At 45.0% G+C, this 25,991-nt stretch carries 25 protein-coding genes and 1 pseudogene; 6 read left to right on the top strand and 20 right to left on the bottom strand.

Going from position 1 to position 25,991, the window contains the following annotated elements:
- On the bottom strand, positions 1-590 hold a 590-nt coding region (locus tag A3739_RS05620; RefSeq protein ID WP_156502374.1), incomplete at its 3' end, for an MFS transporter.
- Positions 591-695: 105 nt separating this feature from the next.
- Here A3739_RS05620 and A3739_RS05615 point away from each other — a divergent pair.
- Complete coding sequence (locus A3739_RS05615) at positions 696-1,676, top strand: adenosine kinase (protein ID WP_068480671.1); 981 nt, start codon at positions 696-698, stop codon at positions 1,674-1,676.
- A gap of 82 nt (positions 1,677-1,758) precedes the next feature.
- On the opposite strand, the gene A3739_RS05610 is transcribed toward A3739_RS05615, so the two are convergent.
- A complete protein-coding gene (locus A3739_RS05610) occupies positions 1,759-2,475 on the bottom strand; it encodes a nitroreductase (RefSeq protein WP_068480668.1) in 717 nt (238 codons plus the stop codon).
- Between the two features lie 154 nt (positions 2,476-2,629).
- On the opposite strand from A3739_RS05610, the gene A3739_RS05605 reads away from it, so the two are divergent.
- The gene (locus A3739_RS05605; RefSeq protein WP_068475528.1) at positions 2,630-3,391 is read left to right on the top strand and encodes an exodeoxyribonuclease III; all 762 of its coding nucleotides are present in this window, start codon (positions 2,630-2,632) and stop codon (positions 3,389-3,391) included.
- 560 nt (positions 3,392-3,951) lie between these two features.
- Here the strand turns inward: A3739_RS05605 and A3739_RS05600 are convergent.
- The 3 genes from A3739_RS05600 to A3739_RS05590 all read right to left on the bottom strand — a co-directional run bounded on the left by A3739_RS05600 (position 3,952) and on the right by A3739_RS05590 (position 7,968).
- On the bottom strand, positions 3,952-5,355 hold the full coding sequence (locus tag A3739_RS05600; RefSeq protein WP_068480665.1) for a sigma-54 dependent transcriptional regulator: 1,404 nt from the start codon (positions 5,353-5,355) through the stop codon (positions 3,952-3,954).
- A gap of 62 nt (positions 5,356-5,417) precedes the next feature.
- Positions 5,418-6,968: a PAS domain-containing sensor histidine kinase gene (locus tag A3739_RS05595; protein WP_068480662.1), complete on the bottom strand. Its 1,551-nt coding sequence runs from the start codon at positions 6,966-6,968 to the stop codon at positions 5,418-5,420.
- 64 nt (positions 6,969-7,032) lie between these two features.
- Entirely contained in the window at positions 7,033-7,968 is a 936-nt protein-coding gene (locus tag A3739_RS05590) for a hypothetical protein (RefSeq protein ID WP_068480659.1), read from the bottom strand.
- Between the two features lie 122 nt (positions 7,969-8,090).
- On the opposite strand from A3739_RS05590, the gene A3739_RS05585 reads away from it, so the two are divergent.
- A complete protein-coding gene (locus A3739_RS05585; RefSeq protein ID WP_068480803.1) occupies positions 8,091-8,669 on the top strand; it encodes a LysE family translocator in 579 nt (192 codons plus the stop codon).
- On the opposite strand, the gene A3739_RS05580 is transcribed toward A3739_RS05585, so the two are convergent.
- Both A3739_RS05580 and rfaD read right to left on the bottom strand, forming a co-directional pair.
- Positions 8,666-9,271 (bottom strand): trimeric intracellular cation channel family protein, encoded by a 606-nt coding sequence (locus A3739_RS05580; protein ID WP_068480656.1) that lies wholly within the window; start codon positions 9,269-9,271, stop codon positions 8,666-8,668. The two genes, A3739_RS05585 and A3739_RS05580, sit on opposite strands and share 4 nt — an antisense overlap.
- Positions 9,272-9,277: 6 nt before the next feature.
- The gene (rfaD, locus tag A3739_RS05575; protein WP_068480653.1) at positions 9,278-10,225 is read right to left on the bottom strand and encodes an ADP-glyceromanno-heptose 6-epimerase; all 948 of its coding nucleotides are present in this window, start codon (positions 10,223-10,225) and stop codon (positions 9,278-9,280) included.
- A 101-nt stretch (positions 10,226-10,326) separates the two neighbouring features.
- Between rfaD and A3739_RS05570 the strand changes: the two genes are divergently transcribed.
- The gene (locus tag A3739_RS05570) at positions 10,327-10,656 is read left to right on the top strand and encodes a peptidylprolyl isomerase (RefSeq protein WP_068477174.1); all 330 of its coding nucleotides are present in this window, start codon (positions 10,327-10,329) and stop codon (positions 10,654-10,656) included.
- A 95-nt stretch (positions 10,657-10,751) separates the two neighbouring features.
- Here the strand turns inward: A3739_RS05570 and A3739_RS05565 are convergent, their stop codons facing one another.
- Together A3739_RS05565 and A3739_RS05560 are read right to left on the bottom strand one after the other, a co-directional pair.
- Positions 10,752-11,114 (bottom strand): NapC/NirT family cytochrome c, encoded by a 363-nt coding sequence (locus A3739_RS05565; RefSeq protein ID WP_304440099.1) that lies wholly within the window; start codon positions 11,112-11,114, stop codon positions 10,752-10,754.
- A gap of 354 nt (positions 11,115-11,468) precedes the next feature.
- The gene (locus A3739_RS05560; protein ID WP_197472084.1) at positions 11,469-12,434 is read right to left on the bottom strand and encodes an alpha/beta hydrolase; all 966 of its coding nucleotides are present in this window, start codon (positions 12,432-12,434) and stop codon (positions 11,469-11,471) included.
- Positions 12,435-12,609: 175 nt separating this feature from the next.
- Here A3739_RS05560 and A3739_RS05555 point away from each other — a divergent pair, with 175 nt between their 5' ends.
- Positions 12,610-13,161, top strand: a complete 552-nt coding sequence (locus A3739_RS05555) for a TetR/AcrR family transcriptional regulator (protein ID WP_068478552.1) — start codon at positions 12,610-12,612, stop codon at positions 13,159-13,161.
- A gap of 475 nt (positions 13,162-13,636) precedes the next feature.
- Here A3739_RS05555 and dbpA read toward each other — a convergent pair whose 3' ends face one another.
- The 4 genes from dbpA to thiO all read right to left on the bottom strand — a co-directional run bounded on the left by dbpA (position 13,637) and on the right by thiO (position 16,806).
- Positions 13,637-15,016: an ATP-dependent RNA helicase DbpA gene (dbpA, locus tag A3739_RS05550; protein WP_068500613.1), complete on the bottom strand. Its 1,380-nt coding sequence runs from the start codon at positions 15,014-15,016 to the stop codon at positions 13,637-13,639.
- 123 nt (positions 15,017-15,139) lie between these two features.
- Positions 15,140-15,373, bottom strand: a complete 234-nt coding sequence (locus A3739_RS05545; RefSeq protein ID WP_068478554.1) for a DUF1161 domain-containing protein — start codon at positions 15,371-15,373, stop codon at positions 15,140-15,142.
- Between the two features lie 73 nt (positions 15,374-15,446).
- Entirely contained in the window at positions 15,447-15,686 is a 240-nt protein-coding gene (locus tag A3739_RS05540) for a hypothetical protein (protein WP_068475058.1), read from the bottom strand.
- Positions 15,687-15,732: 46 nt separating this feature from the next.
- The gene (gene thiO / locus A3739_RS05535) at positions 15,733-16,806 is read right to left on the bottom strand and encodes a glycine oxidase ThiO (protein ID WP_068478556.1); all 1,074 of its coding nucleotides are present in this window, start codon (positions 16,804-16,806) and stop codon (positions 15,733-15,735) included.
- A 108-nt stretch (positions 16,807-16,914) separates the two neighbouring features.
- Here thiO and A3739_RS05530 point away from each other — a divergent pair, with 108 nt between their 5' ends.
- The gene (locus A3739_RS05530; RefSeq protein WP_068478558.1) at positions 16,915-17,484 is read left to right on the top strand and encodes a GspH/FimT family pseudopilin; all 570 of its coding nucleotides are present in this window, start codon (positions 16,915-16,917) and stop codon (positions 17,482-17,484) included.
- 60 nt (positions 17,485-17,544) lie between these two features.
- Here A3739_RS05530 and A3739_RS05525 read toward each other — a convergent pair whose 3' ends face one another.
- The 7 genes and pseudogenes from A3739_RS05525 to ispH form a co-directional block, all read right to left on the bottom strand.
- Positions 17,545-18,000, bottom strand: coding sequence for a type IV pilin protein (locus tag A3739_RS05525; RefSeq protein ID WP_068478560.1), 456 nt, complete (start codon positions 17,998-18,000; stop codon positions 17,545-17,547).
- 15 nt (positions 18,001-18,015) lie between these two features.
- The gene (locus tag A3739_RS05520) at positions 18,016-22,542 is read right to left on the bottom strand and encodes a pilus assembly protein (RefSeq protein WP_068478562.1); all 4,527 of its coding nucleotides are present in this window, start codon (positions 22,540-22,542) and stop codon (positions 18,016-18,018) included.
- The gene (locus A3739_RS05515) at positions 22,539-23,111 is read right to left on the bottom strand and encodes a PilX N-terminal domain-containing pilus assembly protein (protein WP_068500397.1); all 573 of its coding nucleotides are present in this window, start codon (positions 23,109-23,111) and stop codon (positions 22,539-22,541) included. Before A3739_RS05515 ends, A3739_RS05520 begins: the two co-directional genes overlap by 4 nt.
- A 9-nt stretch (positions 23,112-23,120) precedes the next feature.
- Complete coding sequence (locus A3739_RS05510) at positions 23,121-24,176, bottom strand: PilW family protein (RefSeq protein ID WP_068478566.1); 1,056 nt, start codon at positions 24,174-24,176, stop codon at positions 23,121-23,123.
- A 13-nt stretch (positions 24,177-24,189) separates the two neighbouring features.
- The gene (pilV, locus tag A3739_RS05505) at positions 24,190-24,666 is read right to left on the bottom strand and encodes a type IV pilus modification protein PilV (RefSeq protein ID WP_197472083.1); all 477 of its coding nucleotides are present in this window, start codon (positions 24,664-24,666) and stop codon (positions 24,190-24,192) included.
- A 15-nt stretch (positions 24,667-24,681) separates the two neighbouring features.
- On the bottom strand, positions 24,682-25,167 hold the full coding sequence (locus tag A3739_RS05500; RefSeq protein WP_068476874.1) for a GspH/FimT family pseudopilin: 486 nt from the start codon (positions 25,165-25,167) through the stop codon (positions 24,682-24,684).
- A gap of 269 nt (positions 25,168-25,436) precedes the next feature.
- Positions 25,437-25,991, bottom strand: a pseudogene (gene ispH / locus A3739_RS05495) (4-hydroxy-3-methylbut-2-enyl diphosphate reductase); the annotation flags it as partial.

Raw genomic sequence — 25,991 nt, 5'->3', positions numbered from 1 at the left:
GAAGAGCGCTGTTGGGAATCAACCGGCTTAGGCGCCTTAAATACAAACAAAACAGGCAAACTTAATGCGAGTATGACAGCGAGCAAGACAAACGAGCCACTGTAATGTTGGTCAAATAACTCTCTACCAACCTGCCCGAGCTCTGGGCCAACAAATGCTGCAACAAGACCACCCAGCAGTACGAACGAAGCAGCTGGCGCATGTTGAGATTCATCAACACTTTCCATCGCCGCAAACCGATATTGCTGAATTGCCGCTAGGCCAACTCCTAACAACATCACGAAGAAACAAAATCCCCAAAACGAGGTCTGCTCGATGGCTTGCGCTGCACCAAGTGCTGCGCAAATCATCATAAGAATATTGACGCGAAAAACAGTCGAACGCCCATAACTTTGCATCAAGCGCGCAATAGGAATGACCGCCATAGCCGTACCCACAACGATTGCTGCAACAGGTAACGTGGCCATTGCTTTATCTGGCGCCAACTCACTGCCAATCAAGCCACCGACAAACACAACTAACGGCGCCGTACTCAAACCTAAGGCACTTGCGACTGCCAAAAGCCAAACATTCCTATTTAATTTTTGCACAAACTCTCCTTATGCGAAAAACAGCAGCAAGATACTTTGCGTTGCTTGAGCTCGATTGTAATAATGCGGGTTTGAATCGCATAAAAATGAAAGGAACAAAAAACTATGACACGTTACCATGTCTATGGCCTCGGTGCTGCACTTGTCGACACCGAAATTGAAGTCACTGATGATTTTCTATCTCAAGCAAACATCGAAAAAGGTCTTATGACATTGGTAGATGAAGCACGCCAAACAGAGCTTCTCGATCATATGAAAGGTCACCTAGTGGGTAGCAAGCGATCTAGTGGCGGCAGTGCGTGTAACTCAATTTATGCGGCAGCTTGCTTTGGCGCATCAACATACTACTCATGCAAAGTAGCTGATGACGATAACGGTACATTCTTCCATGACGACCTTGCTGAGGCAGGCGTCTCTACCGATCAATCAAAACATGAATCAGGTACAACCGGTAAGTGTCTAGTCATGATTACCCCAGACGCTGAGCGTACCATGAATACCTTTCTTGGGATCAGCGAAACACTAAGCACCGAGAACATCAACATCGATGCGTTGAAAGAATCAGAGTATGCCTACATCGAAGGCTATCTTGTTACGTCAGACACAGGACGCGCTGCGGCTGTTGAGTTGCGCAAATTAGCTGAACAGCATGGTGTCAAAACAGCCCTGTCGTTGTCTGACCCTGGAATGGTGCAATTTTTCGGTGATGGTCTCGCCGACATGCTCGGCGATAAAGTTGATCTTCTGTTTGCCAATCAAGACGAAGCACTCGGTTGGACAAAGACTTCGAATATCGAAGAAGCCTGTGACGCGATGAAACAATACGCGGCCAGTTTTGCGATCACATTAGGTAAAGATGGCGCAATGGTATTTGATGGCACAACGCTATCAAAAGTTGAAGGTGTGGCAGCAACAGCTATTGATACCAACGGTGCGGGAGACATGTTTGCTGGCGCATTTTTATATGCTATTACTGCTGGAAAGTCCTATGTTGAAGCGGCTTCTCTGGCAAACAAAGCAGCTGCTCAAGTAGTCAGCCAATACGGACCACGCTTAAAAGCAGAGCAGCACCAAGTCTTGCTGTAAGTTCTTGTAGTCATGCTGTAAATCGGGGTCGGAGTAAAAATACTCTGATCCCGATATTATGAAAAGCCAAACAAATGACTTATCATGCCACAGAAAAACAGATTTCTTCTACTGTGCGCTTTTCTGGTTGAAAGCTATTTATTTTGTCATTACTTGGGTAGCCCAAGCACACACCGCAAATTAGCTTGTACTTGTCTTCAATATCAAAGAATGGACGAACATCGCCGCCCCACATTGCAACAGAAGCTTGCGCACATGTCCCAAGCCCCTTATCAGTCGCTGACAGCATCAGATTTTGCAAGAACATACCTGTATCAAGCGCACTGTATTCGGCACGTTCGCCATGAACAAAAATGAACATCGCTACCGGCGCATTAAAAAACTCGAAGTTTTTTCGCATCCAAGCATCGCGCGCTGCGCGATCATGTCGCTCAATTCCGAGTACACCATACAAGCCCTTGCCGCACTCAATCGCGCGTCTCTTTTGCTCGGATGGGTAATGAATATCTGGTTTGAAATCACCATTAGGCAAGGCACCGCTCGTTATACCCCTCACGATTTTAGACACGCCTTTTAAACGCTGAATTTCGATACCCTTATCATACTTTTTCAATAACGCTTCAGCGATTTTATCTTTAGTCACCCCTTTTGCTATCGCCACACGATACGACTGCGTATTAGAAGAACTTGGTGCTTTCAAAGCATCCGCAAGCAAGGTCTTTATCAAGTCATCACTTACTTCTTGGTCGGTAAAATCACGCGTGCTATTGCGTTTCGTAAGAACGTCTTGGAACTCCATCTTTTATTCAGGCCTCAGGCTTTTTGTTAGAACATGCAGACTAAAAAACTCTGCACCAGATAGAAAGGGCTTACGGTAAAATTAAGTGTTTCGATCTATCAACACCCCATGTAAACTCGCCATCAAAATTTAGTACTTGAACTGGAGATCTTTCGTGCGTTTAGTTTCGTGGAATGTAAATGGTGTTCGCGCCGTAATGAAAAAAGACTTTTTGGCTTCGCTCGAAGAAATGCAGCCGGACGTGCTTTGCCTTCAAGAAACCAAGGCACAAGACGACCAAGTACAGGAAGCACTTGCTGAACTCGAGGGCTACCACATCTACTCGAACTCAGCTGAAAAGAAAGGCTACTCTGGCACCGCGATCATCACGAAAGAAAGGCCTCTTTCTATTAAAAATGATATTGGCATCGATGAACACGATACCGAAGGCCGTGTCATTTGCGCAGAGTACGAAGACTTTTATCTCGTCACCGTTTACACACCTAACTCCGGGAGCGAACTCAAACGTCTGCCATATCGTCAAACTTGGGACAAAGCTTTTCTTGAATACATTCAAACCCTAGAACAAACCAAACCAGTATTAGTTTGCGGCGATTTGAACGTTGCACATAAAGATATTGATCTCGCGCGTCCGAAGCCAAACTACAATAAAAGCGCAGGCTACATGCAAGAAGAAATCGATGGTATGGATGCCTATACCAATGCGGGCTTTGTCGATAGCTTCCGACATATTCATCCAGAGCAAGGTGAGCGTTATTCTTGGTGGAGCTACCGTGCTGGAGCACGTCAGCGCAACATAGGGTGGAGGATTGATTACTTCTTAGTGTCTGACTCTTTTAAAGATCGCATCAAGAATGCAGATATTTTTGATCAGGTGATGGGTTCAGATCACTGTCCAGTGATGATCGAGGTATAGTTTTTTCTTCTATTCAGGTTTCGTCCTGAAGGACGAGTTAAGGGAGTAGCTGACACTCCCTTAACAATGACCCAGGCCACCCTCTCTTACTAAGAAATTCACCTCGTCCCTGTCAGCCCCTACTTCCTAGCCCTTCGGGTTCATTCGTTGCTCAAGAATAAACAGCGCCTGCGGAACTCGCTCACTTCGTTCACTCAGACAATCCTCGGCGTTAATCTGTTTATTCTTTTCGCGACTCATCTAGTCAGAAGGGGGAAGTTAGTGCCAAAAATATACTTTATCGAAACGGCCACCCTCATCTTGAGGGACGAAAGCTCGCTAGTGAAAATCGGGAATACGCGAGGACTGCCCGAGCCGAAGGCGAGTCCCGCAGCGCCGATTTGAACAAGAACTTGAGTGTAGCCGAAGGCCCCGAGAGCTGGGGCGCATTTAGATTCTTAAGACCTTTAGCGTTAAAGGTCTTAAGGCGTTGTCGGCCGCTGCCGACAAGAAAAGAAGAAGCTAAATCGAAACAACACCTGAAACAAAAGCGCTTAGGCATATGGCCAAAAATAAAGGGATTAATCTAATCTCAACTTCTTCAAACGATACCGCATAGACCGAAAACTCATACCCAGCTTTTTCGCTGCCGCAGTGCGATTCCATTTGGTATCTTGCAGCGCTTTTTCTATCTCTACGCGCTCTATTTGCTCAAGATAATCTTCTAAAGGCATATCCTCCGGTCGAGCCGATACAAAGTCTGTAGAGCTACCTTGGTTGTCGGGCTGAGCGCTCGGCTCAGAAAAGGTCTGGGTTGGAGATAAGCGCGGGCTGTTATCTAGCTGCAGATCTTGTTCACGAATAATATCGTCTTCACACAGCGTAAACGCACGTTCAATGATGTTCTCTAACTCACGCACGTTTCCAGGAAAGCTATAGCTTTTAAGCGCTTGCATTGCATTGGCATCGATGGACGCGTTATCGACCCCACATTCTTGAGCGATATTCGACAAGAAACGCGTTGCCAATAGCGCTACGTCATCTTGGCGTTCGCGCAAGCTAGGTACCTGCAAGTTAATGACGTTAATGCGGTAGAACAAGTCTTGTCGAAAACTGCCGTCGTCGACCAATGCTTGAAGATCTTTATGCGTTGCACTCAAAACGCGCACATCGACGGCTTCTTCAGACTCACCGCCTACGGCACGCACCGCTTTCTCTTGAATAGCACGAAGCAATTTCACCTGCATATCTAAGGGTAGATCAGCCACTTCATCCAAAAACAAAGTGCCGCCATCCGCCGCTTTAAACAGGCCATCTTTATCTTGATGAGCCCCACTAAAGCTACCTTTTAAGTGTCCGAAAAACTCACTTTCCATCAACTCGCTTGGTATCGCGCCACAGTTAACTGGAATGAATGGCCCATCACGTCTGACACCATTGGCATGAATGGCACGTGCAACCAATTCTTTACCACTTCCGGATTCACCAGAGATGTATATTGGCGCTTGGCTGCGAGCGAGTTTAATAACCTGTTTGTTGAGCTTTTTGAGTTCGGCACTCTCACCGAGGAGCACCGTTTGATCACTAGGAATTGACTGAGCAAGATCAACTTTTGTTTCAGCGAGTTTAAGCGCACTAGATACAAGTGTGCGTAGTTGCGTTAAATCGACAGGCTTAGAGATAAAATCAAATGCACCTGCTTTTAGGGCTTCAATGGCGGTTTCAACACTGCCATAAGCGGTAATCATAGCTATCGGAATATGACTGTGTTCGCTCTGTATAAAACGCACAAAATCAATACCATTGCCATCCGGCAGGTTCATATCTGTTAAACATAATTGAAAGGTAAACTCTGACAAAGCACGATGAGCTTCTTCGATACAATCAACACTGACGGTATCTAACCCCATACGCATCAGCGTGATTTCGAGAAGTTCTCGAATATCTGGTTCATCATCAATTATTAATACGCATGGTCGAGTCATTTAACGTCTCTACTAGTTTCTATCTCAGTCAATGCTGAAGTCTGTATTCAAATGTTTCTGGCTTAAACAATTCGTTTGTGGTGCGCAAATATAATGCGAAAACAAGCACCGCCACTACTGCTCTCAAGGTAACTTAAGTTTGCCTGATTGGCTTCACACAGTTCACGCGATATGTATAGACCCAATCCGGTTCCTGTGCTCTCGGTTGTAAAAAAGGGCTCAAACAAATGTTTCTGATTCTCTTCCGATACGCCATTACCCGAATCAATGATATCTACGACAGCTTGTCCCGTGCCCGCTTTGCGTGACAAGCATACTTCAACCCCACCCTCGTTCATCGATTTCTCGATGTGGTATTGCGCATTGACAATCAAGTTAGTAAGCACTTGCTCAATCTGAGAAGGGTCAAATCGCGCCAAAGTGTCTTCCTTATTCAGAACGTTCACGCGGATGGGGATAGGAGAATCGCTTTGTTCTCGACACTGATCGACGACTTGCTCAAGCCAAGGTCGGAGTGAAATAGCCTGCACGTCGGGTTGACCACGGCGGCTCAAGGTAAGCGTATTTTCAATAATGCCATTTACTCGCGCGCAATGCCTTTCGATGATGCTAGTCATCTTGCGATCAGCTTCTGTCAATTCTTCTGACTCAGAAAGAAGCTGTGCAGCATGACTAATAGCGCCTAAGGGGTTACGCACTTCATGTGCGATACTAGCTGTTAAACGCCCAAGTGATGCTAGCTTTAATTGTTGCGCGCGCTGAGTGAGCAGACGGGTATCTTCTAAGAAAATAAGCGTATTATTTTTGCCAGCATTTTCCATTCGCGAAAAATTTGCTTGAACTTCAGGTAAGTCAGCACTCATTTGAAATGGCTTACTTCGCACCGTGGGTTGTCGCGACCACGCATCAATACGCTCAATAATTTGTTGAGGCAGGCGCTCTCCTGATTTCATACCTAGTAAATCAGAACATGCTTGGTTAAATGTCAGCACCTTATAATCAGGATCACAAACAATAATCCCAGTGCGCATACTTTGAATAATCTGATGATTAAGAGCTTGCAGCTCTGCGATATTTTTCTGTTGTTTGGCAGCGAGTTCTTCCGTTTGAGAAATACGGCGCGACAAGTTTTGAAGAATAAACGCCGTCGCAAAGTAAATAGCTCCAAATAACCCTGCTCGAGCAACATCGGAGAGCACACTCATATCTTGAATATAACGATCAAACTCAAGCGTTAGCGATAACAGACTTGCCACGGCCGCAAGCGCATACGCAGACACTCCACGAAGCATAATGTTTGCAGCAGCAACTGAAATAATAACTAAATTACTGAGCCCTCCAGTGATGCCCTCACCAGCATAAAACAAGGCATGAAGAAAACAAAGATCTAAGAAACCAAAGAAAAAGATATGGCTATAGTCAGCCTTTAAACGCGAACGATATGCCAGTAAAGAAACTAAAGAAAAGACAAAGTAAGTAGCTGCGATAACTTGAAAGGCTTCAATATCACGAAAATCGCTTACCGCGTATTTTTTAGAAAACGTCACCCCCCACAATAAAGCAGAAATAACGACGCGATAAAGATTGAAATAAGTAAATAAAGAACTCGGCATACTCGGCGCGAATACAATTAAATAAAACGAATAACTTTGAGTATAAACAAGGACTTGAAAAGTGTTAGCTGAAGTCAGGCTCTTTTTCAGATTCTTTAAACATAAAGCGAATCAAAATAGCCATCACTATAATCGACAACAATAAACGACCAAGCAAAATGGGTATCCAATGTGCGCCTAATAATAGAAGCAATAAAGTGTCTTCAATGATGCTATGGCAAAGCCCGAGAAAGCATGCAACGACCTTCATATCCCGTAGATTGATCTCGCCTTTTGTTGCGGCATCAATGAGCAAACCAGCACCAAAACTCAGACCTAACATCAAGCCTACAATCGTGACATGACTCGCTTCGCGGCCAACTTTTAAGAATTTTGTCAGCGGTAAAAGTAAAAATTCTAGTACTTGATCGAACTTAATAAGGCGTAAAAAACGCAGAAATAGCATGAGAGAGCTCAGTACGACCAATATGCCTGCCAACATTTCGAATTGCGCTCTCACCCAACCCCAAAAGCTCGTATCAGAAACACTGGGTGTCCAGAGAGCCTGACTCGTTTGCTCAGCAAGCGGCGTTACACTCAGACTGAAATAGGTAATCAAAGCAAAGACAAAACCACCGACACAGCGCAACAAGATCGTAATACGCCAAGGAACTCCTAATGCTTTCGCGACTGCCCCCTCAATAGGAATGGCATGAGCCACCAATACAAGCATCGCTAATGTTGTGATTTGCGCGACTGAGTATGAGCCATCACCCAATTCATAAAACACCACCATCGCCGCGTAGATATTTGTCAGAATGCTTGCAGCCCAAACTAAACAAAACTCACTCGGCAAACCAACAATGTTCATTAAGGGGGCAAGCAACGATGCGAGTAATTCTGTCGCACCAAGCTCTTGCAAAATTTTCACAACCATCACTGCTGGAACCAGAATTTTTAATAAAATCCAATACGCTCGTCCAACATCGTTTGCGAAAGTTTTTACTGCTTCTAGCTGCATAATGTCTGTTCTACGAATAATATACGCGGGGCCGGGGTCATTGCCCCATCATTTTTAGGAGTAGCATAACTTTGGATCTGCCAAGCGTCACGGTTTTATCTCTTTTCATTCCGACCTTTTTTATGGTGTCTATCACACCAGGAATGTGTATGACCTTGTCACTCACGCTCGGTATGCGTTTCGGAATGAAAGCCATCTTTTGGATGATGATTGGCGAACTATCGGGTGTTGGTCTTGTCGCGACATTGAGTGCCGTTGGCGTTGCCGCCATTCTTCTCACCTATCCAATTTTATTTAGCGTGTTAAAGATCGGAGGTGGATGTTATCTCATTTATCTCGGTTTACAGATGTGGCTATCAAAAGGAAAAATGGCCATCACCAACGATGCGGCAATGAACACTGTCTATTCTCCTACGGCACTGATCTCGCAAGGGTTTATCACCGCAATAGCTAATCCCAAAGGATGGGCATTCTTTGTCGCTTTGCTTCCACCATTTCTCGACCCAGAACGCGCATTATTCGGACAACTATCTGTGTTACTCGTCTTGATTCTCGTGCTCGAAGCGATGTGCTTAATTATTTATGGGCTTGGCGGAAAGAGTCTTGGGCATTTCTTGGGGGATGAAAAACATCAAAAAACACTCAATCGATGTTCTGGAGCCTTGTTAGCAGGCGTAGGTATTTGGTTAATGATGAGCTAGCGTCTGGCCTGAGGCAGATTTACGTTATATCGCATCGCAACAAAACGACTAGAAGTGGCGGCTAGAGCGGCAAGCCCCATACAATATGCTTCAGGCACTCCTTCTGAATGTAGAACCATATACATTAGCCCGCCGATAATGGCCGCAGATGCATAGAAATCTGAACGTAAGATCATCGGAATTTCGCGAACAAGTAAATCGCGAATCACACCACCTCCGGTCGCAGTCAAGGTACTCATTAATACAACGCCCACCCAACCAAGCTCATGGCGCACTGCAGTTGCTGCACCAATAGCCGCAAATACGCCAAGACCGATCGCATCTGCAAAACGCACATAGTCCATATGCCTTTCGACGCGGTTAGCAAAGAAGAAAGCAATTAAACCGGCAGCGAGAGCTGTAAAAAAATAGGTCTCGTTAGTAAAGGCTGCTGGCGGGTGCACACCTAGAATCGCATCGCGCATAATGCCGCCACCAAGGCTCGTTGCCAAAGCTAGCACCAAAATACCGAGTAAATCTAAGTGGTATTTTGCACCGTCAAAACCTCCTGACAGCGCAAAAACGAAGACACCAAACAGATCGAAGTACAGCAACCATTCCATCGAAGATTAGGCGTCCTTATTAAGCCATGTCATATATTCACTCACCCCTTCAGCAACCGCCTTGAATGCTTGGTCATAGCCTGCAGCACGTAAGTTAGTCATGTCTGCCTGAGTAAAACTCTGATAACGGCCTTTTAAATGATCTGGGAAAGGAATGTACTCAACCTTTCCTTTGCCGTGAAAATCAATCACCGCGTCAGCCACGGCTTGGAAAGGTTCTGCCGCGCCTGTGCCTAAGTTATAAATCCCAGACTCAGCTTTGTTTTCCCAACACCAAAGATTCACATTGGCGACATCACCTACATAAACAAAGTCTCGCGTTTGACCACCGTTTGGATAACCGTCATAGCCTTCAAACAACTTAGGATTTTCGCCTGCCTTAATCTGCGTATTCAAGTGGAATGCAACACTCGACATCGAACCTTTATGTTGTTCGCGCGGCCCATATACATTGAAGTAACGGAAACCAATCACTTGAGATTCGGCTTTAGGCAATATGCGACGTACATATTGATCAAACTGAAATTTCGAATAGCCATATACGTTCAGAGGCTTTTCGTGTTGACGCTCTTCTTTGAATATATCTGAGCCGCCATAGACTGCAGCAGATGACGCATACAGGAACGGGATTTTTTTATCTAAGCAGTATTCAAGCAACTCAACAGAATACTGGTAGTTGTTCTGCATCATAAACTTGCCATCCCACTCAGTAGTCGAAGAACAAGCACCTTCATGGAAAATAGCGTCGATATCACCCAAGGGAGCATCATCATCAAGCATCGCCAAGAAATCATCTTTATCGAGATAATCTGCAATGTCTAAGTCCACAAGATTCACAAACTTTGTACCATCACTTAGATCATCCACAACAATGATGTCTGTGCGCCCCTGATCATTCAGCGCCTTCACAATATTACTTCCGATGAAACCTGCACCGCCGGTTACGATAATCATAATGCTTTCCTTTGTTGGCTATCCGCCATAACAATAATTTCTTGCGCGCAATTATAGGTACTGATTGCCGACAAATACACTCTAGATACGAAAGGTGTACAATGCGCGATGATTTTCAAGACAATGATAGAGATATACTGCCGGAGACAAACGTGGCAACTGCAATGGCAAAGCACATACTAGTGAAGACAAGAGAAGAAGCGGAGCAGTTAAAAAAGCAGCTGATTCTTGGTAAATCTTTTGAGGCACTCGCCAAGAAACATTCAACTTGCCCATCCAAAAAAAAAGGTGGCGATCTAGGAGAAATCCGCAAAGGTCAGCTTGTTAAGCCCATTGAGAAAGTAATTTTCACGCAGCCTCTCAAGAAAATTCACGGCCCTGTTAAAAGCCAATTCGGTTTTCATTTGATACAAGTATATTACAGAGATTAAGTTCTTAGTTGTGGTTAAAAATGGGGTCAGAGTAAAAGTACTCTGACCCCAATTTTCGTTAATGAAGTCCTAGGCTACTGCCAACCTTCAACACCCTACATATCGGGCAATTTATGCGCGATGCCTTTGTGGCAATCGATACATGTTTTTTCTCGCGTAATCAGGAACTTAGAATGCATTGCCTGAGCTCGCGGACTCTGGCGATTGAAGTCCATCGATTCGGCACTATGGCAGTTTCGACACTCTAAAGAATTGTTCGACTTCAAGCGATGCCACTCATGCTGAGCAAGTTCCAAACGTTTTTCTAAGAATTTTTCGCGGGTATTCATCGTTCCAAAAACCTTACCCCACACTTCTTTCGATGCCTGCATTTTACGCACAATCTTGTCCGTCCAATTGTGCGGTACGTGGCAGTCTGGGCAAGTTGCACGAACACCCGAACGGTTGTTGTAGTGAATTGTTCCTTTCAGTTAAGCAACCTTTGTAAGGCTTACATTTTGTAAGCTGTTGAATTTAATAGAATTCAATATTGTAAGGAATTCTTGGTTTTTTCTAAGCATTATTGAACTCAAATATGGGCTCTAAAGGATCAACATTATAAGCTGCAAGAAGAGAATTAACTGCACTAAATCGAGACTCAGCGCTAGCAAAATGCATGAAAAGTAAGTCATGCTTTCATCGCTTAAAACTTCTGCTGCTAGACAAAAGCGGTCGGAACTAAAACTGAAAACCTTCATCGGATATTGTGATAAAGCCGACATTATAAAAGCGACTTGTGGCATTCATTTTTGAGCAACTGACTGAATGTGAAATTACAGTTTTGTGTTTGGCCTGCAGCCTTTTACCTCTTCTAGAAATTTACTAGCTTCACGACTTAACTGATCTAAACCTTGCTGCTCTATGGGCATGTGCCCAGCGTTTTCCAATAAAACAACTTTTTTATTGCAGGCCAAGCGCTGATAGAACTGTTCGCTGAGTTCAAATGGCGTCCATTTATCTTCTGCTGGATGAGCCAACAAAACCGAGCACGAGTTGAAGTTCTCGGGTTCAACTTTAGGTGTTGCAATCATAATCGAAAGCATGAAATGCAGCGGTGTTCGATTTCCACCACCGTTTGGGTCGTTAACAACAAGTTGATTAAATTCGGCATTATTCGATAAAGCGTGCATTTTAGAAAACCATTTCAAAGGAAGCTTTAGTGTTCCTAAAATGGGGTTTAGACATTTCAATAACGGTAAGATTGCCGCGCTCATTCGAGGGAATTTAGCGAAAGCAGCTCTAACAGAAGCCAATCGCGGATCACACAATGTGGTTGCGATAATGCCCTTAACATATTTTGATCTAGCTGCCGCATAGTACGCTAGCATCCCACCCAAGCTAAGCCCATACAATACGATTTTTTGCTGGCCTTGCTCTGATTCATGCTCAATTAAATCGACAACCAAATCTGCCCACGTTAGGTAGTCCACCTTTCTTTCCGGCGAATCAGTTAATCCATACCCTGGAAAGTCTGGCATCACGACTTCATATCCCTTCTCATACAGGTCGAGGGCCAACGGGCTCAACAAACGTGCATAGCCACCACCTCCATGCAGCATGATCACCTTTACGTCATCTTTGGTCGATGGAACATAACGATCTAAATGAACATTGATTCCCTGCCACAACCACCACTCCTCTTTGGGCTGGTTCTGGTGATTAATCCGTAGGTGTTCCGGAAAATAATCTTGGTAGTTTTGCCAGTATGATTCACTTTGGTAACTTGGTTGCTCTTTCATCAAACTCAATTCCTCCATTGGACTGCGTAGCGCTAAACGGTGCTTTAGATAACAGAACACTATAATATGAGCATTTACTCACATTAAATACTCGCGTTTATTTATTCTCATGAAAGTCAATAAAACCACCTCAAAGCCCCGTCGCAAGCCCGCTCAGAGCCGATCATCTAATACAGTGGATTGCATACTCGAAGCCAGCGCTCATATTTTAGTTAGCGAAGGACAGGGGAAATTAAACACCAACCACATTGCTAAAATCGCAGGAGTTAGCGTTGGTTCGATTTATCAATACTTTGGGAATAAAGAAACGATTCTTGCTGAATTGGGCAATCGCCATATTGATGAGATGCTCACAATCATTATGGCTACTTTACAAAAGCTGCCTTCTCTTGACCTGAAAGAAGCGCTTGAAACCATGGTGCATGCGGTTATGGACGCTCATAAGCAAGAACCGCAGCTACATCAGGTACTCGTAAGAGAGCTAAACAAACTAGACGGCTACACTCGCGTAGAAGAGCTCGATGGCGTATTGCTGAATTTAACCGAGAGCTTTTTGAAAAGCCGAGCCCATGAAATAAGTAGTGAGGATCTAAAACTCGCAAGCTTTGTGGTTATGCAAACCATAGAGAACCTTACCCATCAAGGTGTTTTGTTTGCCCCTCAAATTGATCTAAGCAAATTAACAAAAGAATGCTCACACATGCTTTATTGTTATTTGACAAGCTAATAGAGTGAAACTTCATTTGCCCTCTTTCGAAACAGTGCGACTCGAAAATATTCGTTGAAATGTCCGCTTTTCATAAACAGCCGATGCAATACATCTTCGAGGCGAAAGTCTCCTTCCCTCTTTTAGCCAACGTACAGCACCAACTCATATAATATTGTTTTTGTTATTCTTTCTAAGTAAGGATTTTATAACTGAAGAACATGGTTTATTACTTTTATAATTTCCATGCAAACAGCTATGTGTCGGTTAGATACTAGCCTTGTATTACAGATAAGGCTAGGAATCATGTTCATTATTTAATCAGAAATTCTGATTAATATAAGACTAGTGCGAGAAGAAAAAAATTGATTGATATCGATCAACTGCACACTGAAAACGACGTGAAGCAATTCAATAATTTGAGCAAGAAGTGTTTTATCAAATAAAAAAGGCAGAATGGAGACAGTCTGCCTTTTTGGTTTCTTTACATTTCGATTTACTTGAGCTTTCTCGCGCGGAATTTGCGCCCTTTTATTTTTCCTTCATTCAGAATATTCAACGCCTTGCGCATCGATCCTGATTTCACTGCGACATAACTTGCTCGTGCAACGATTTTAATTTTACCGACTTCAGAGCCGGCTATTCCGCCATCTGCTGTTAGGGCTCCTAACAGATCTCCGGGGCGTACTTTATCTCGTTTACCGCCAGAAATTTCTATCGTCACGAACTCAGGTTCAGGAAAACTACCCTTTGCCTTAAAGCTAGCAGCATCGAGATATTCAAGTGCTTGTTGGCGCTCACCTTCTAAAATTTCGAGCTTGTACCGTTGCTTCGCTGTGTAGATGCTATAAGCTTTTCCTGAGTGACCAGCGCGACCAGTCCGCCCAATACGATGCACATACACTTCACTGTCTCGTGGCAAGTCATAATTGACGACAAGAGCAACATCATCGACATCTAAGCCACGAGCCGCGACATCTGTCGCAACCAAAACACAGCAGCTTCCCTGCATAAATCGGGTTAGAACAGAGTCACGCTCGCGTTGTTCCAAATCACCATGAAGGGCTAGTGCGCTGGCGCCAAGATCATTCAGTGATTGCGCCAAGTCATCACAATCTTGCTTCATATTTGCAAAAACAATTGCGGTCGCAGCCTGCGTGTGACGCAAGATACGCGCGAGTACTTCTTGTTTATTACGCTCTTGTACTTCAATAAAACGCTGTTCGATATGATCGTCACTATGCTCGCTTTCTACAGTCACCATTACAGGATTATTCAATAATCGTTTCGCTAGGGAGGAAATTTTATCAGGATAGGTCGCGGAAAAAAGTAGGGTCTGACGTTGCGCAGGGCAGTGCCCTACAATATGTTCAACGTCCTCCAAAAATCCCATATCTAGCATTCGATCAGCTTCGTCCAAAACGACGGTATCAACGTTATTGAGTTTGAGCGTTTCTTTTCGTAAGTGATCTTTAATGCGTCCCGGTGTGCCCACAACAATATGTGCACCGTGTTCGAGCGAACCAATTTGAGGTCCCATTGGCTGACCACCGCACAAGGTCAATACTTTTACATTGTGCATACCTTTCGCTAGCTTGCGCGTCTCTTCCGCAACTTGCGTCGCTAATTCGCGCGTTGGGCACAAGATCAAAGTTTGAATACGATATCGCTTCGGCTCCAGTCTATTCAGTAGATTTAACGCGAAAGTCGCCGTTTTACCACTTCCCGTTTTTGCTTTCCCGATTAAGTCTTTTCCATCAAGCAAGTTTGGCAAGGCAGCACTTTGAATATCAGTCATAGTCTCGTAACCAGCTTTGTTTAAAGCATCCAACAATTCTGGTTTTAAAGCTAAAGAGGAAAAGCTTTGATTAGTCATGGCGTATAAATCTGTGAATAAAAAGAGAATGTTGCCGCACGCTGAATAGTGAATGAGCGCAGAGCAAGACAGAGGCGCTAGAGTAATCTAGTTGAAGAGAAAGTAAACCTTGAATCGAGGAGTTTAACCACGCTCATACATAATTTTCTTGGTGCCACCTTCACAGCTACCGACTTGTTCACCCGGAGCTGAGGCGTCTTTTTCAACAATAGTAAGCTTAAAGCTTTTCACCCCATTGTTTTTAATCTTGGCTTCGATCTCATCTTTCAACTCATTACAATCTTTGAGTTCTGCGCTAGCAATCAAAGGTAATGCAAGAAGGGTCATTGCTACGCCCCACGCGAAAATATTTTTCATAATCCACCAACTAATTTAGTTAACGGTAGAGGGAGAGTAGCAAAGAATCGAAAAGATGCAGGATTATAAATCGCTATGAAGGATCGACTTCTTGATAAACGACTTTGTAGCCAGAACCGCAGTAGCCCACCACTTTGCCTTCAACATCGTCATCGATTTCAGCAAGAACTAGCTCGAAACCGTCGTCTTCGTCTTGCCCATATTGAATCTGTAGATTAGACATCATCACTTCGCAATCCTTAGGCATTGCCATTAAAGATGACGAAAAGCCGAAAGCTACTAGCGCCAACACTATTGAGATTTTTTTAAACATGATGTGTACCTCCTGTATGTCCTTAAAGTATAGCAAACCTGCACCATTACTCGGTTCTAAGGCCCACAGAATAAGGGCTAGGATCTATTTCTGAGGACTGTGTATCAATTATTTTGCTTAATAACTCTACCGATGCCGGCGCTAATACCAAACCATTCCTAAAATGCCCTGCATTCACGTAAACGTGCCGATAACCTTCAATACGCCCAATACTAGGAATACCCTTTGGCGATCCGGGTCTCAGGCCGGCCCAATGATGACTCACCTGATATTCAGCAAGACTTGGGAATAAGGAGATAGCGCTGTCGATTAGCGATTGCTTCGCCTCTTCATTGGTTAGCTTTTCAAAGCCGGTATATTCAAGCGTACTGCCTGCGACCACCTTTCCGTCTTTTCTGGGAATCACATATCGGCCATCACTCAACACTACGCGATTGACTAAACCGACTGGCGCATCAAACACCAGCATTTGGCCTTTCACAGGTTCAATCTCTGACGAGATCTGAGGCATGAGCTGAGATGTCCATGCCCCCGAGCAAACCACAACTAAGTCAGCATAATCTATTTCGCCAGAGAGCAAGCTCACTCTACCCTCATCAATCCCTGCAATCTTTTGATTCTCACGCACGGTAATGGCCGCGTGAAGATTCATGATGGTCCTTAAGGCTCTTAATAAGCGCGGATTACGAACACTCGCAACCTTTGGCATCCACAAAGACGATGCAAAACCTGTTTTCAGTTTTGGCTCTAGATCATAGAGATGTTCGGCAGAAATTGTTTCCATCCAAGAGGCATTATTCTCGGCCCAGTTAAGCGCAGCCTGTTGGTCTTCAACATTCAACACTAATAAGCCGTGATGGCTAATCTCTGGATCGATACCACTTTCCGCTTCGAGATCTTCAATCAGCTCGGCGTAGATAGCTTGCGAGCGCTTTGCGAGCGCTGTCACTGGAGCCAAATAACGCCAGGGATATAACGGAGAGATAATTCCTCCCCCTGCCCAGCTCGCTTCGCGCCCTAGTTGGCCTTGGTCATACAAAACCACATCAAACCCATTGTGTGCCAAATCACGAGCCTGCAACATGCCAATCACACCCGCACCAACAACAATCGCCTTCATTCAAATCCCCTTAAAAATATGCGCTTGTATTCTACGCGCTGGCTGATGAAAATGGAGCACGAGTTAAAGGATTGACTCAACTTTTTATTCTCATCAAGGATTGATGTTATGACATATTCTTCGCATTACTCGCGTGGCTTTACGCTACTCGAGCTTCTCATCGCTTTTACAATCATCGCCATCACATTTGGCATTTCATTTGGTAGTTTTTCGTTTATTGAAAAACAACGTGTCGAGCAAAATGCACGCACTGTTATTCAAGCCATCATGTATGCGCGCAGCCTCGCGATTAAAGAAAACCAATCTGTTTTTATATGCGCAAGTGACAACGAAAGTCATTGCGATAAAAATTGGTCGAATACGATGATGATTTATCGCGACCTCAACGGGAATAAAAGCTTCGACGCAACCGATGACATGATTCACTTATTTGAACTTGGTAGTGATGATAACCGCATTCGCTGGGGTTCGTTTCGAAGACAAGACTATCTTGAGTTTTTACCGACAGGGATGACCAACTTTCAAAATGGCACCTTTACGGTTTGCGCAAATAATAAGAACGTTGAGACGGCGGTGCCTGTAATCGTCAATGTAGCGGGACGCCCATACTTTGGAAGAGATTCCAACAACGATGGTGTTCGTGAATATAGCGGTGGCAGCCCCGTGCGGTGCTCTTAAACAAAAAACGGGGCCAGAATATTTTTACTCTGGCCCCGTTGTCTGCATATTAATGCGAGTTTAACGCCAACAATCAGCTGGGTTAGCCGGCGTTTTTACACCCGCCGAATTAATCGTCATAGTGCCACAACGATCATTCGCCATAATATTTCCTACAACTGGTGCAGCTTGCAGAGTATATGTTTGAGCCGCTGTTGTATCAGCTGTGCCACCATCGGTCTGAGAAATAGTGATGGTATAAAAACGCGCAATTTCTTGATCTAAGCCATATAAACCAGCACCTGGCAAACCCGTATCGGCACCACCATCGGCAGCATTCGAGTAATGATTATTCTGCGTGTACCAGCGCTCAAGCGCTGAACTCAAACCCATCAGCTCGCTTTGCGCATTCGCGCGATGCGTTGACGCAACATTCTCTTGGTAACTTGGGTAGGCAATCGCGGCCAAAATACCGATGATCGCCACCACAATCATCAACTCAATGAGGGAAAAACCCTGCTGCTTATTTGTCTTCATGTTTTTTTCCTCTCATTATTGATTAATCAACTCGAACCAACCCAAACGACCTTCACGATCAGATGCAGTAGTCGCGGCGTGCTCGCCTTTATCGATACCCGTGCTGTCTTTTGGCTTCTCTTTGTTTGAGCTGAAGGTGTATTTACCAAGTACATTCGTCTCGTTGTTGAAGTTATCGCTCTTCATACCTGCGCCAACGTCGTTTTCGTCAATGAGGCCATCATCATTCAAATCAAGAATAGGCTTGCTTGGATTTAAGCCGGTTAGCAACGGCAAGGCATACAAGTAACTCGCACCACCACCTGAACACTCAGATACATCTGGTATCAAACTTGAGAACAAGGCAATCGGACCAACCTCTGAATCAAACAGCAACTCAGGTTTTTGCGTCACACGCTCACCTTCAGCTGATTCGCCAGAAACGATGAAGTCGACATACCAACCTTCGTTACTGTCCCAGTTCACGTCTGTACCAGTGAGAGACTTCACCTCATCCGTTTCCGTAAAGGTTCTAGCCGCTAGATCGGTACGGACAAGCTCTTGCTCAGTTCCGCTATCCCAGATGGTGTAATAGCTTTGGACATCTACATTCGCTTGGTCGCCATCTACTAAATACTGACCAGTACCAAAAGTAACTAAAGCATTTGGCGAAAAGCCTTTATTAGCTTGCGCACTGTTCAATGCCAAACTAGGTGCTGCCGTAATAGGCTGTGCCGCACCATTACTATCTTTTGCTGAGAATAATGGTTTTGGTGTTGTGCCGGAGTTATAGGCAGAGCCCCAATTGGCAGCATTTGTATTACTCACATCAAAGGCCCACATATTGCCTTTAATATCACCACCATAAATACGATCTGGAATCTGATCACCATTCAAGTCAACAGCCGTTACACCAGATAAACCATTTTTATCAAGCGAGGTACCTACACCCGTATCAATCACAACTTTGTCAGTTGCAGCCCATCCATCTAGACCTTCTTCGATATACAAGATCATGAGTGCTGCACGACCATTGGTTGACTCATAACCATTACCAAAGATAACCGCCCATTTGCCGTTATTCATCAATGAGATTAATGGAGCAGTCGTCAAGAAACCTAGATTTGCATCATCACTTTCAGTGAATTCCCACATTACAGTATTAGCAGCATTCGTCGCTGAGTCTGTAAAGTCATCAGGATTCGTCACATCCAGTGCAAATAAGCCTTTACCACCAGCACGCAGGCCACCAACTAGAACAGTTCGCCAGTCACGTGACACATCTGCAGAATTGCCTTTTGTATAGACGTCTTGCGCTACTGGCGTCAAATCTACGTAATACTGATGCGCATAGTTAGGGTCTGTTAGATAGTGCAATCCTTCACCCGCAACGCTTGAGTAGACCAAATTAGGCACATAAGCCATCACTTCTTTACCTGCGTCTGTGCCAGAATTAAGGCCGTTAAAGCCGTGAAGCATACCGCCATTCGCACCGACATATACAACAGGCGTACGTCCTGCTGCGCCGCCGTTTGCATCATCCTTGTCAGAAAAATCTGAATAACGGTTACCATCAACACCAAACAGTCCATCGTCTGGCCACGCAGAAGAAGGCTCCCCTACATAAACAGGTGCAGAGTGAATAACATCGGCCATACGGCTACCACGCGCTCGGAACGCACCGCCTTCTTTTGAGCGATCTCCGCGCAGGTAAGCTAGTCGATCCTGCGCGAGCGTGTCGTCAGGACTTGCCGCTTCTCCTGGAGGATTCGTGCGTAAGTCGTTTTTCTGAGCGTCCGTTAAATTCGCCCACTCAAAGGTTACACCATCCGATGCACCCTGTGTGTAGATAACTCGCTCTTGATCAGCAACTGAAATATCTCTTTCATCCAATAAAGCCGCAGCACCTGAAGCCTCACCCGCTGAGTTTGACCAAACAATATCAAGCACATCACCATTGCTTGGATCGAGTAAGCGTGCTTCTAAGTCACCACTCCAGTCAGACGAATTAAAGAGTGTTGTATAAATAGATGTGCCATCTTGCGCACGTAATGATGAAGAGTTAAAGGTTACACCTGAACCGCTACCAATAGATGTCACAATATCGTTGATCGCCGAACGCAGCGCTTCTTTCAAAGAATCAGGCGACGTTGCGCTGTACATTTCGCCACGGCCATTGACTGCTGCGTGATATAAATCATCCACCTGAGGAAGACCTTCATCAGAAACATCTGGCCAAACTGGTTCAGTATTAGCCCCATGAGCATCTTCCACAGCATGATGAGTCACACCAAAGATATTCCCGCGCAAACCTAAGCCGACGGTATAAGTGTTCATGTGTAGATTAGTATTACAGTCTAACCAAGCATCCGGACTCGCGTCTGCACAAAGCGGATTGACTCGCACTGCACCTGTTGGGAGGTCACCTCTCAAGTTCGTTGTATAAGCATCATATGCAATATCGCCGAGTGTCGTTGAGTAACTGTCTTGATAAGGGGCACCCGCAGAACCATCTTGGTTGCCGATACCGTCATTAAGCACAGACTGAACTTCGCTTGTTGTGTTTTGGGTATTAAAACCATCTGTGAACAACAATGTATAGTTTTTCTGACACTCACTGGTTATAGGGCCGGTTGTGCTCTTGAACTGATTGCGAGCATGATTCAATGCGCTACGCAGTGGTGTACCGCCCGCATTCACTCGCGTGTAGTGCTCGTCTAAGAAGGTACCAAGTTCAGTCCCTACACCAACATCTTTCATTTGTGCAGAACCAACAGTACGTCTGTTATTAATCCAGAACATGCCTGTTTTAATACCATTAATACCCTGAACCGCTGCTGCTAAGCCACCACGCATTGCTTGGTGACGACGACGATAATATTGGAACCAATTCGCGAAGTTTTGCTTTTCTTCCAATACAGTACGTGTAACGCCCGCACCGTTAATAAATGCCTCACCATCAGCTTGCGTTTTACCAATCTGATAGCGCGTGAGACAAGCACCGTCGAAAGCAAGCGATCTTCCAGATTCAATCAATGAGTCAGAACCTGAACTCTCTCCAATACGATATCTTTCAGGATTACGCGCAAACTCAAGATAGTGAGAAGGTGTTGATGCCGAACACTCTCGACGATCACCTAATGCACTAGGATCCACCAAAGTCATTATTCCTGTTGGCGTATCTGTATTCGAAGTAACAAGGATTTGATCCATCAAGGTACCACCTTCACGGTATGCGACCTCAAGCTCATAATTACCAGCAGTGAGATTCGCCTCACCCCACTTGACCCATCCCCAAGTATTATTTGGCATATTATTTTGCAAAGAGCCATAATCGCCTAATGCGTTGCCATTGCTGTAACTAACGCTTGGATCACTTCCCAATGGATTCGTTAATTTCGCCCAAAATGAATCCGAAGACCCTCCTGCGCCAAATACGCGCATCCAAATATAATGTGTTCCTGAACTCTTCGCCTCTACCGTATAAAGTGTTTTACCAGTGGCAGGCACACTCGTACGATTGCCCGTCCCTAAACTCACAAGCGTCCCGATAAAATCGCCACCACTTGTTACATTGGTGTCACGAGATGCTTGGATACGGTCAGATTCAGTACCAGAAGATTGCGTCTCTAACGCAGCAGCAAACTTCATTGGCTCAGAAATATTATCGGCAATTGGCGCTTTAGGCTTCTCTGCCTCTAATAAATCACTGTCTGTTACAGAGGGTGCGCCCGACCCAGAGCCTCCTACAGCGTGATAATAATAATGGTCGCTCTGATCTTTCAGATAGTAGGTTGCTGGATAAAATGTGTAGTCTTGGCGAGAGTTATCGGCACAATCGTCTGCACCACTCTCTTTACAAACCATGTCAGCATCGCGAATATCGTAATCCCAATAAGATTCCGTTTTAGTAGATGTATCTAAGTCTGCAAATAAGTTAACCGTACGTGTACCAAAAGCCGTTGTGACTGGCTCAACTAAGGTTGCTGTCACACTCGCATCTGTAAAGGTATAGCCATTGGTTTTCGCAACGCTATCAAACTCAGCATTAGTAAAGGTCGGCCAAGGATCATAGGTCACACTTGGGTCGTAATATGCCGTGTTGTATGCGGAACTTTTTGCTGATGCGTACTGTGCAATAGGGGGTATTGCATAGCGGTTGCTATAGAGGCGGCGACCGTCATACCCGCCTGTATCTACGCCGTTGGCAAATACGTAAGCATACTGGCCGTAGCCACCACTATTGAGGTAATCACCGTTTGAGTCTACAAAATTACCATCGCTTCTCAAACGCGGTGTACCATCATTGACAGGGAAAGATAGCTCCCAGTCCATACTACCGGAGTCATCAATCGCGAACATTAGGTTATGTTTCACAGACGAGCCTAACCATAATGGCTGGTCTGCTAACTGACCTGGAGCAGAATAAGCAATAGTAGGTGCGGTCAGATATGTGACCAGCGCACACCAACGAAGTTTGCGTTCGAATGTTTTCATAGCACGCCCCCCTGCAAGGTCGCTAGAGCTTGATGCTTCTGTCGTATGTCTATTGATCAAGCTCATAGTTTTTTACCGTAGTATGTTTCAATAATGCGTTGTGAATTCGCGGTACCACCTGTACTACGCGCGACAATTCTAAACGTTGTGATTAAAGGGTTACCGGTGCCTGAACCATAACCACCACCGGTTTCACCAAAGTCACCCTGACCGGTGTTTAGACCATCATCTTCGACTGAACCCGCAAGCTCTATAAAGTAACGTGGTTGCACTGTTTGCCCTGCCACGGCACCCGCTGCCTGGGTGGCGGTATTGTTTACGTCATCAACCCAAATGCTGGCATCAAATGGGTCTGGCGCATTACCATTGGTATAAAACGGGCCAGTTGAATTGAAACCCGTTGTCGAAATAAACGCTTCAATAGCTTGCTCTGCAGCGCGAACGGCTGTTTCTGAACCTTGCAGTGCAACGTTGCCGTCTTGAATCGCTGCAGACATCTTCCCTTGCATAATGGTGTCGTTCATTGAGCTCACACCCAATACCGTCAAGATCAACAAGAAGATAAGCGAGATAAATAAGGCAGCGCCTTTCTGCTTTTTAGGGTTTAGATTCTGCATAGTAGATACGTGTGTCATATTCGCTCCCTATTTCAAACGATTGCGAATGGTATTCGTAGTTTCATACGGCACATAAAAGCGTAAGTCCGCAGCCGTCGTAGCCGTGCCATTGAAGTTATAGGTTTGGTTTTCCGCAACTGTGCGATCTTCAGACGCGGTAAGAATGCGTGTGCGTACTGCTACAACATTCAAAAAGTCATCGACGTCATCGGCAGCCACATAGCGATTCGCTGTTCCATCATCATTAGTATCTTCACCGTAAAGCACCTGCATATCTTCCACGCCTTCGGCGATCTCTTGAGTCGAAAACGAGGAAGTCTCGCCAGAGCGGTTAATCTGCGTCATGAACAGTGCGCGACCACCATCGGCCGTATTGCCGACGTGGTATGCAGTAATAGTAGGTAGGTACAAGTAACTACCGTCAGGATCATAAATATCATCAGCAAAGTTGGCGCTATTGTTATGCGATGTCCCATGATTAAGCACGTTCGTTGCTGTTGGGTCACTCGTTATAGAGAATAGCTCAGCACGCGCACAACTCGATACGATCACTAGGTCGTTTGTTGCGATATCACAAGAAGAAGCATTCGGAACAGTAATCGAAGTTGCATCAGAAGCTGTGACACTCAATCCACATGACTCTGCACCATGCACGATAAATACATCCGTTCCGCTTACAATTTGTTGTGCACCTGTCCCGACACTCAAGCCCATGTTGTTCAGTGTTGTAACTGCGCCAGTCACATTATCAAAGCCGGTAATACCATTGTCGCCATTGAAACGAATTAGCTCGTTTCGAAATGCTACATTCGAGAATTCGCTCGTGTCTGCTCCATTGGTGAATGGTGAACTCGCATCTCCCGATGCACAGCCAAGAAACGCTGCAGCACGCACTCCACGAGACAAAAACTCCATCGAGATACGACCGCTTTCTTGAACGCGTGCAACTCCACCTTGAAGATTGAAAGCCTGACTATTGCTATTAAAAATTTGGAATAAACCAAGCAATAGGAAAGAACTCAACGCCAAGGCAACGAGCAATTCAACAAGTGATAAGCCTTGTTGTTTCGAATGTTGTGTCATAGTGCTCTACTCCTTAAGGCTCAAATGAAAGATCAATAGAGCTTGTCGCGATGCTCGTTGTACCTTGCTCGACACGGTCTGTCCACTGCACCCTTACGGTATAAACGCTGCCATTCAAAGCAATAGAACCCTGACCTGCCGGGAGAGATCTTGCTAGATTTGCTTGCCACTCAAATCGATCATTGATCGCCATATCTGCAGAAGAACATCCTGTTGTATTCAGGCAATTTGCTTTGGCACTGCCTCCCGTTCCATCACCATAATCGCCATTATCAACGCCTTCGCTGTTCGCGCGCATACGATCAGCCATATCATTGGCATAGTACAGTGCAACACCGCGATAACTTGAGTTTGAGGTGTCTTGCACAGCTCTCACCTGCATACTCGCCATGCCTAATAAACCAACTGCTAGAATTAGCATCGCCACCATAATCTCAATCATAGAGAGACCTTGCTGATGATGTTTGCCTGTAAAGGTAAGTTGTCTCATGTCATTCATCACTCATTAAGGACAGGTAAAATTATTCACGTTCACGCGACCCGACAAAGCCACGGCTATCTGACGATCATCTAAGCCTGCTTGAGCAGTACATAGATTGAAGCTGATCGCAGGTGTTGCAAAACCAGCGCCGTTGAAACTAAAAGTACCAGCGGTGCCTGTTAAGGTAAGTGCACCGTCAATGGCATCGAAACGTCGGATCTCTTCGTTGGCATCAAAGATCGCATCGCCATCAAGATCTACCCAAATGCGATATCCACTAGTCCAATTGGTTGGTGTACCGACATCTAATGAATTCACCTGAACAACTCGACCACGCTGAGCCGCTTCAGCTCGCGCCAAATTCAACGCTCCCACGACATTGTTTGCGGTGGCACTAATTTGGTTGCGCGCAATAAGATTGCCGAAGCTAGGTAAGGCAATCACAGCAACGATGCCCGCTACGACAAGCGCTAACATAAGTTCGATGAGAGTGAATCCTGATTGTTTCATCTGTCCGCCATCTTGGTTTTCGATTTGTATACTGTAGATGCCCAGATGTAAAAATGAGTCTGCTTAGCGATCAACGGTTGTTATTGTTGATAAACGGCAATTCTACGAAGCGAAATGCGAGGCAAAACACAAAAACAGAGGGCTTTTCTTCAGCTTAGCTAAGAATTGAAGATATGTAGGAAAGATTCAGATATTTATTAAGAAAAACAGATGGATAGCGCAGAAGAAGGGCTTGGGGCCAGAGTAAAATTACTCTGACCCCAATATCGTCAAATTTCCTTAACGGGAATCCTTAGTTCTTTAGGCATTGAGAAAACAATATTCTCTTCTCGCCCATCGACTTCTTTGCTAGACGTTGCACCCAACTCTTTAAGTCGATCAATAACTGCTTGTACTAAGACTTCTGGCGCTGAAGCACCAGCTGTGACCGCGACATTATTAACACCATCAAGCCAAGCGTCTTCGATCTGAGACTGATCATCAATCAAATAAGCTTTTGTTCCCATACGCTCTGAAAGCTCACGTAGACGATTTGAGTTAGAGCTATTTGGAGAACCAACCACTAACATCAAATCAGAAGAAGGAGCCATTTGTTTTACAGCATCTTGGCGATTTTGCGTGGCATAACAAATATCGTCTTTTCTCGGGCCTTGAATTTTCGGGAACTTCTCTCGTAAAGCATCAATCACCACTGAAGTATCGTCCACAGATAAAGTTGTCTGCGTTACATACGCTAGGTTTTCAGGATCTTTGACAGATAACTGAGCAACATCGCTTGCGTCTTCAACAAGATAGATAACTCCGCCATTAGAATCATCGTACTG

It is taken from the genome of Oleiphilus sp. HI0067 (genome assembly GCF_001635735.1).
Note: the sequence above shows the minus strand (reverse complement) of the source record. Positions and strands in the feature narration are given on the sequence as shown.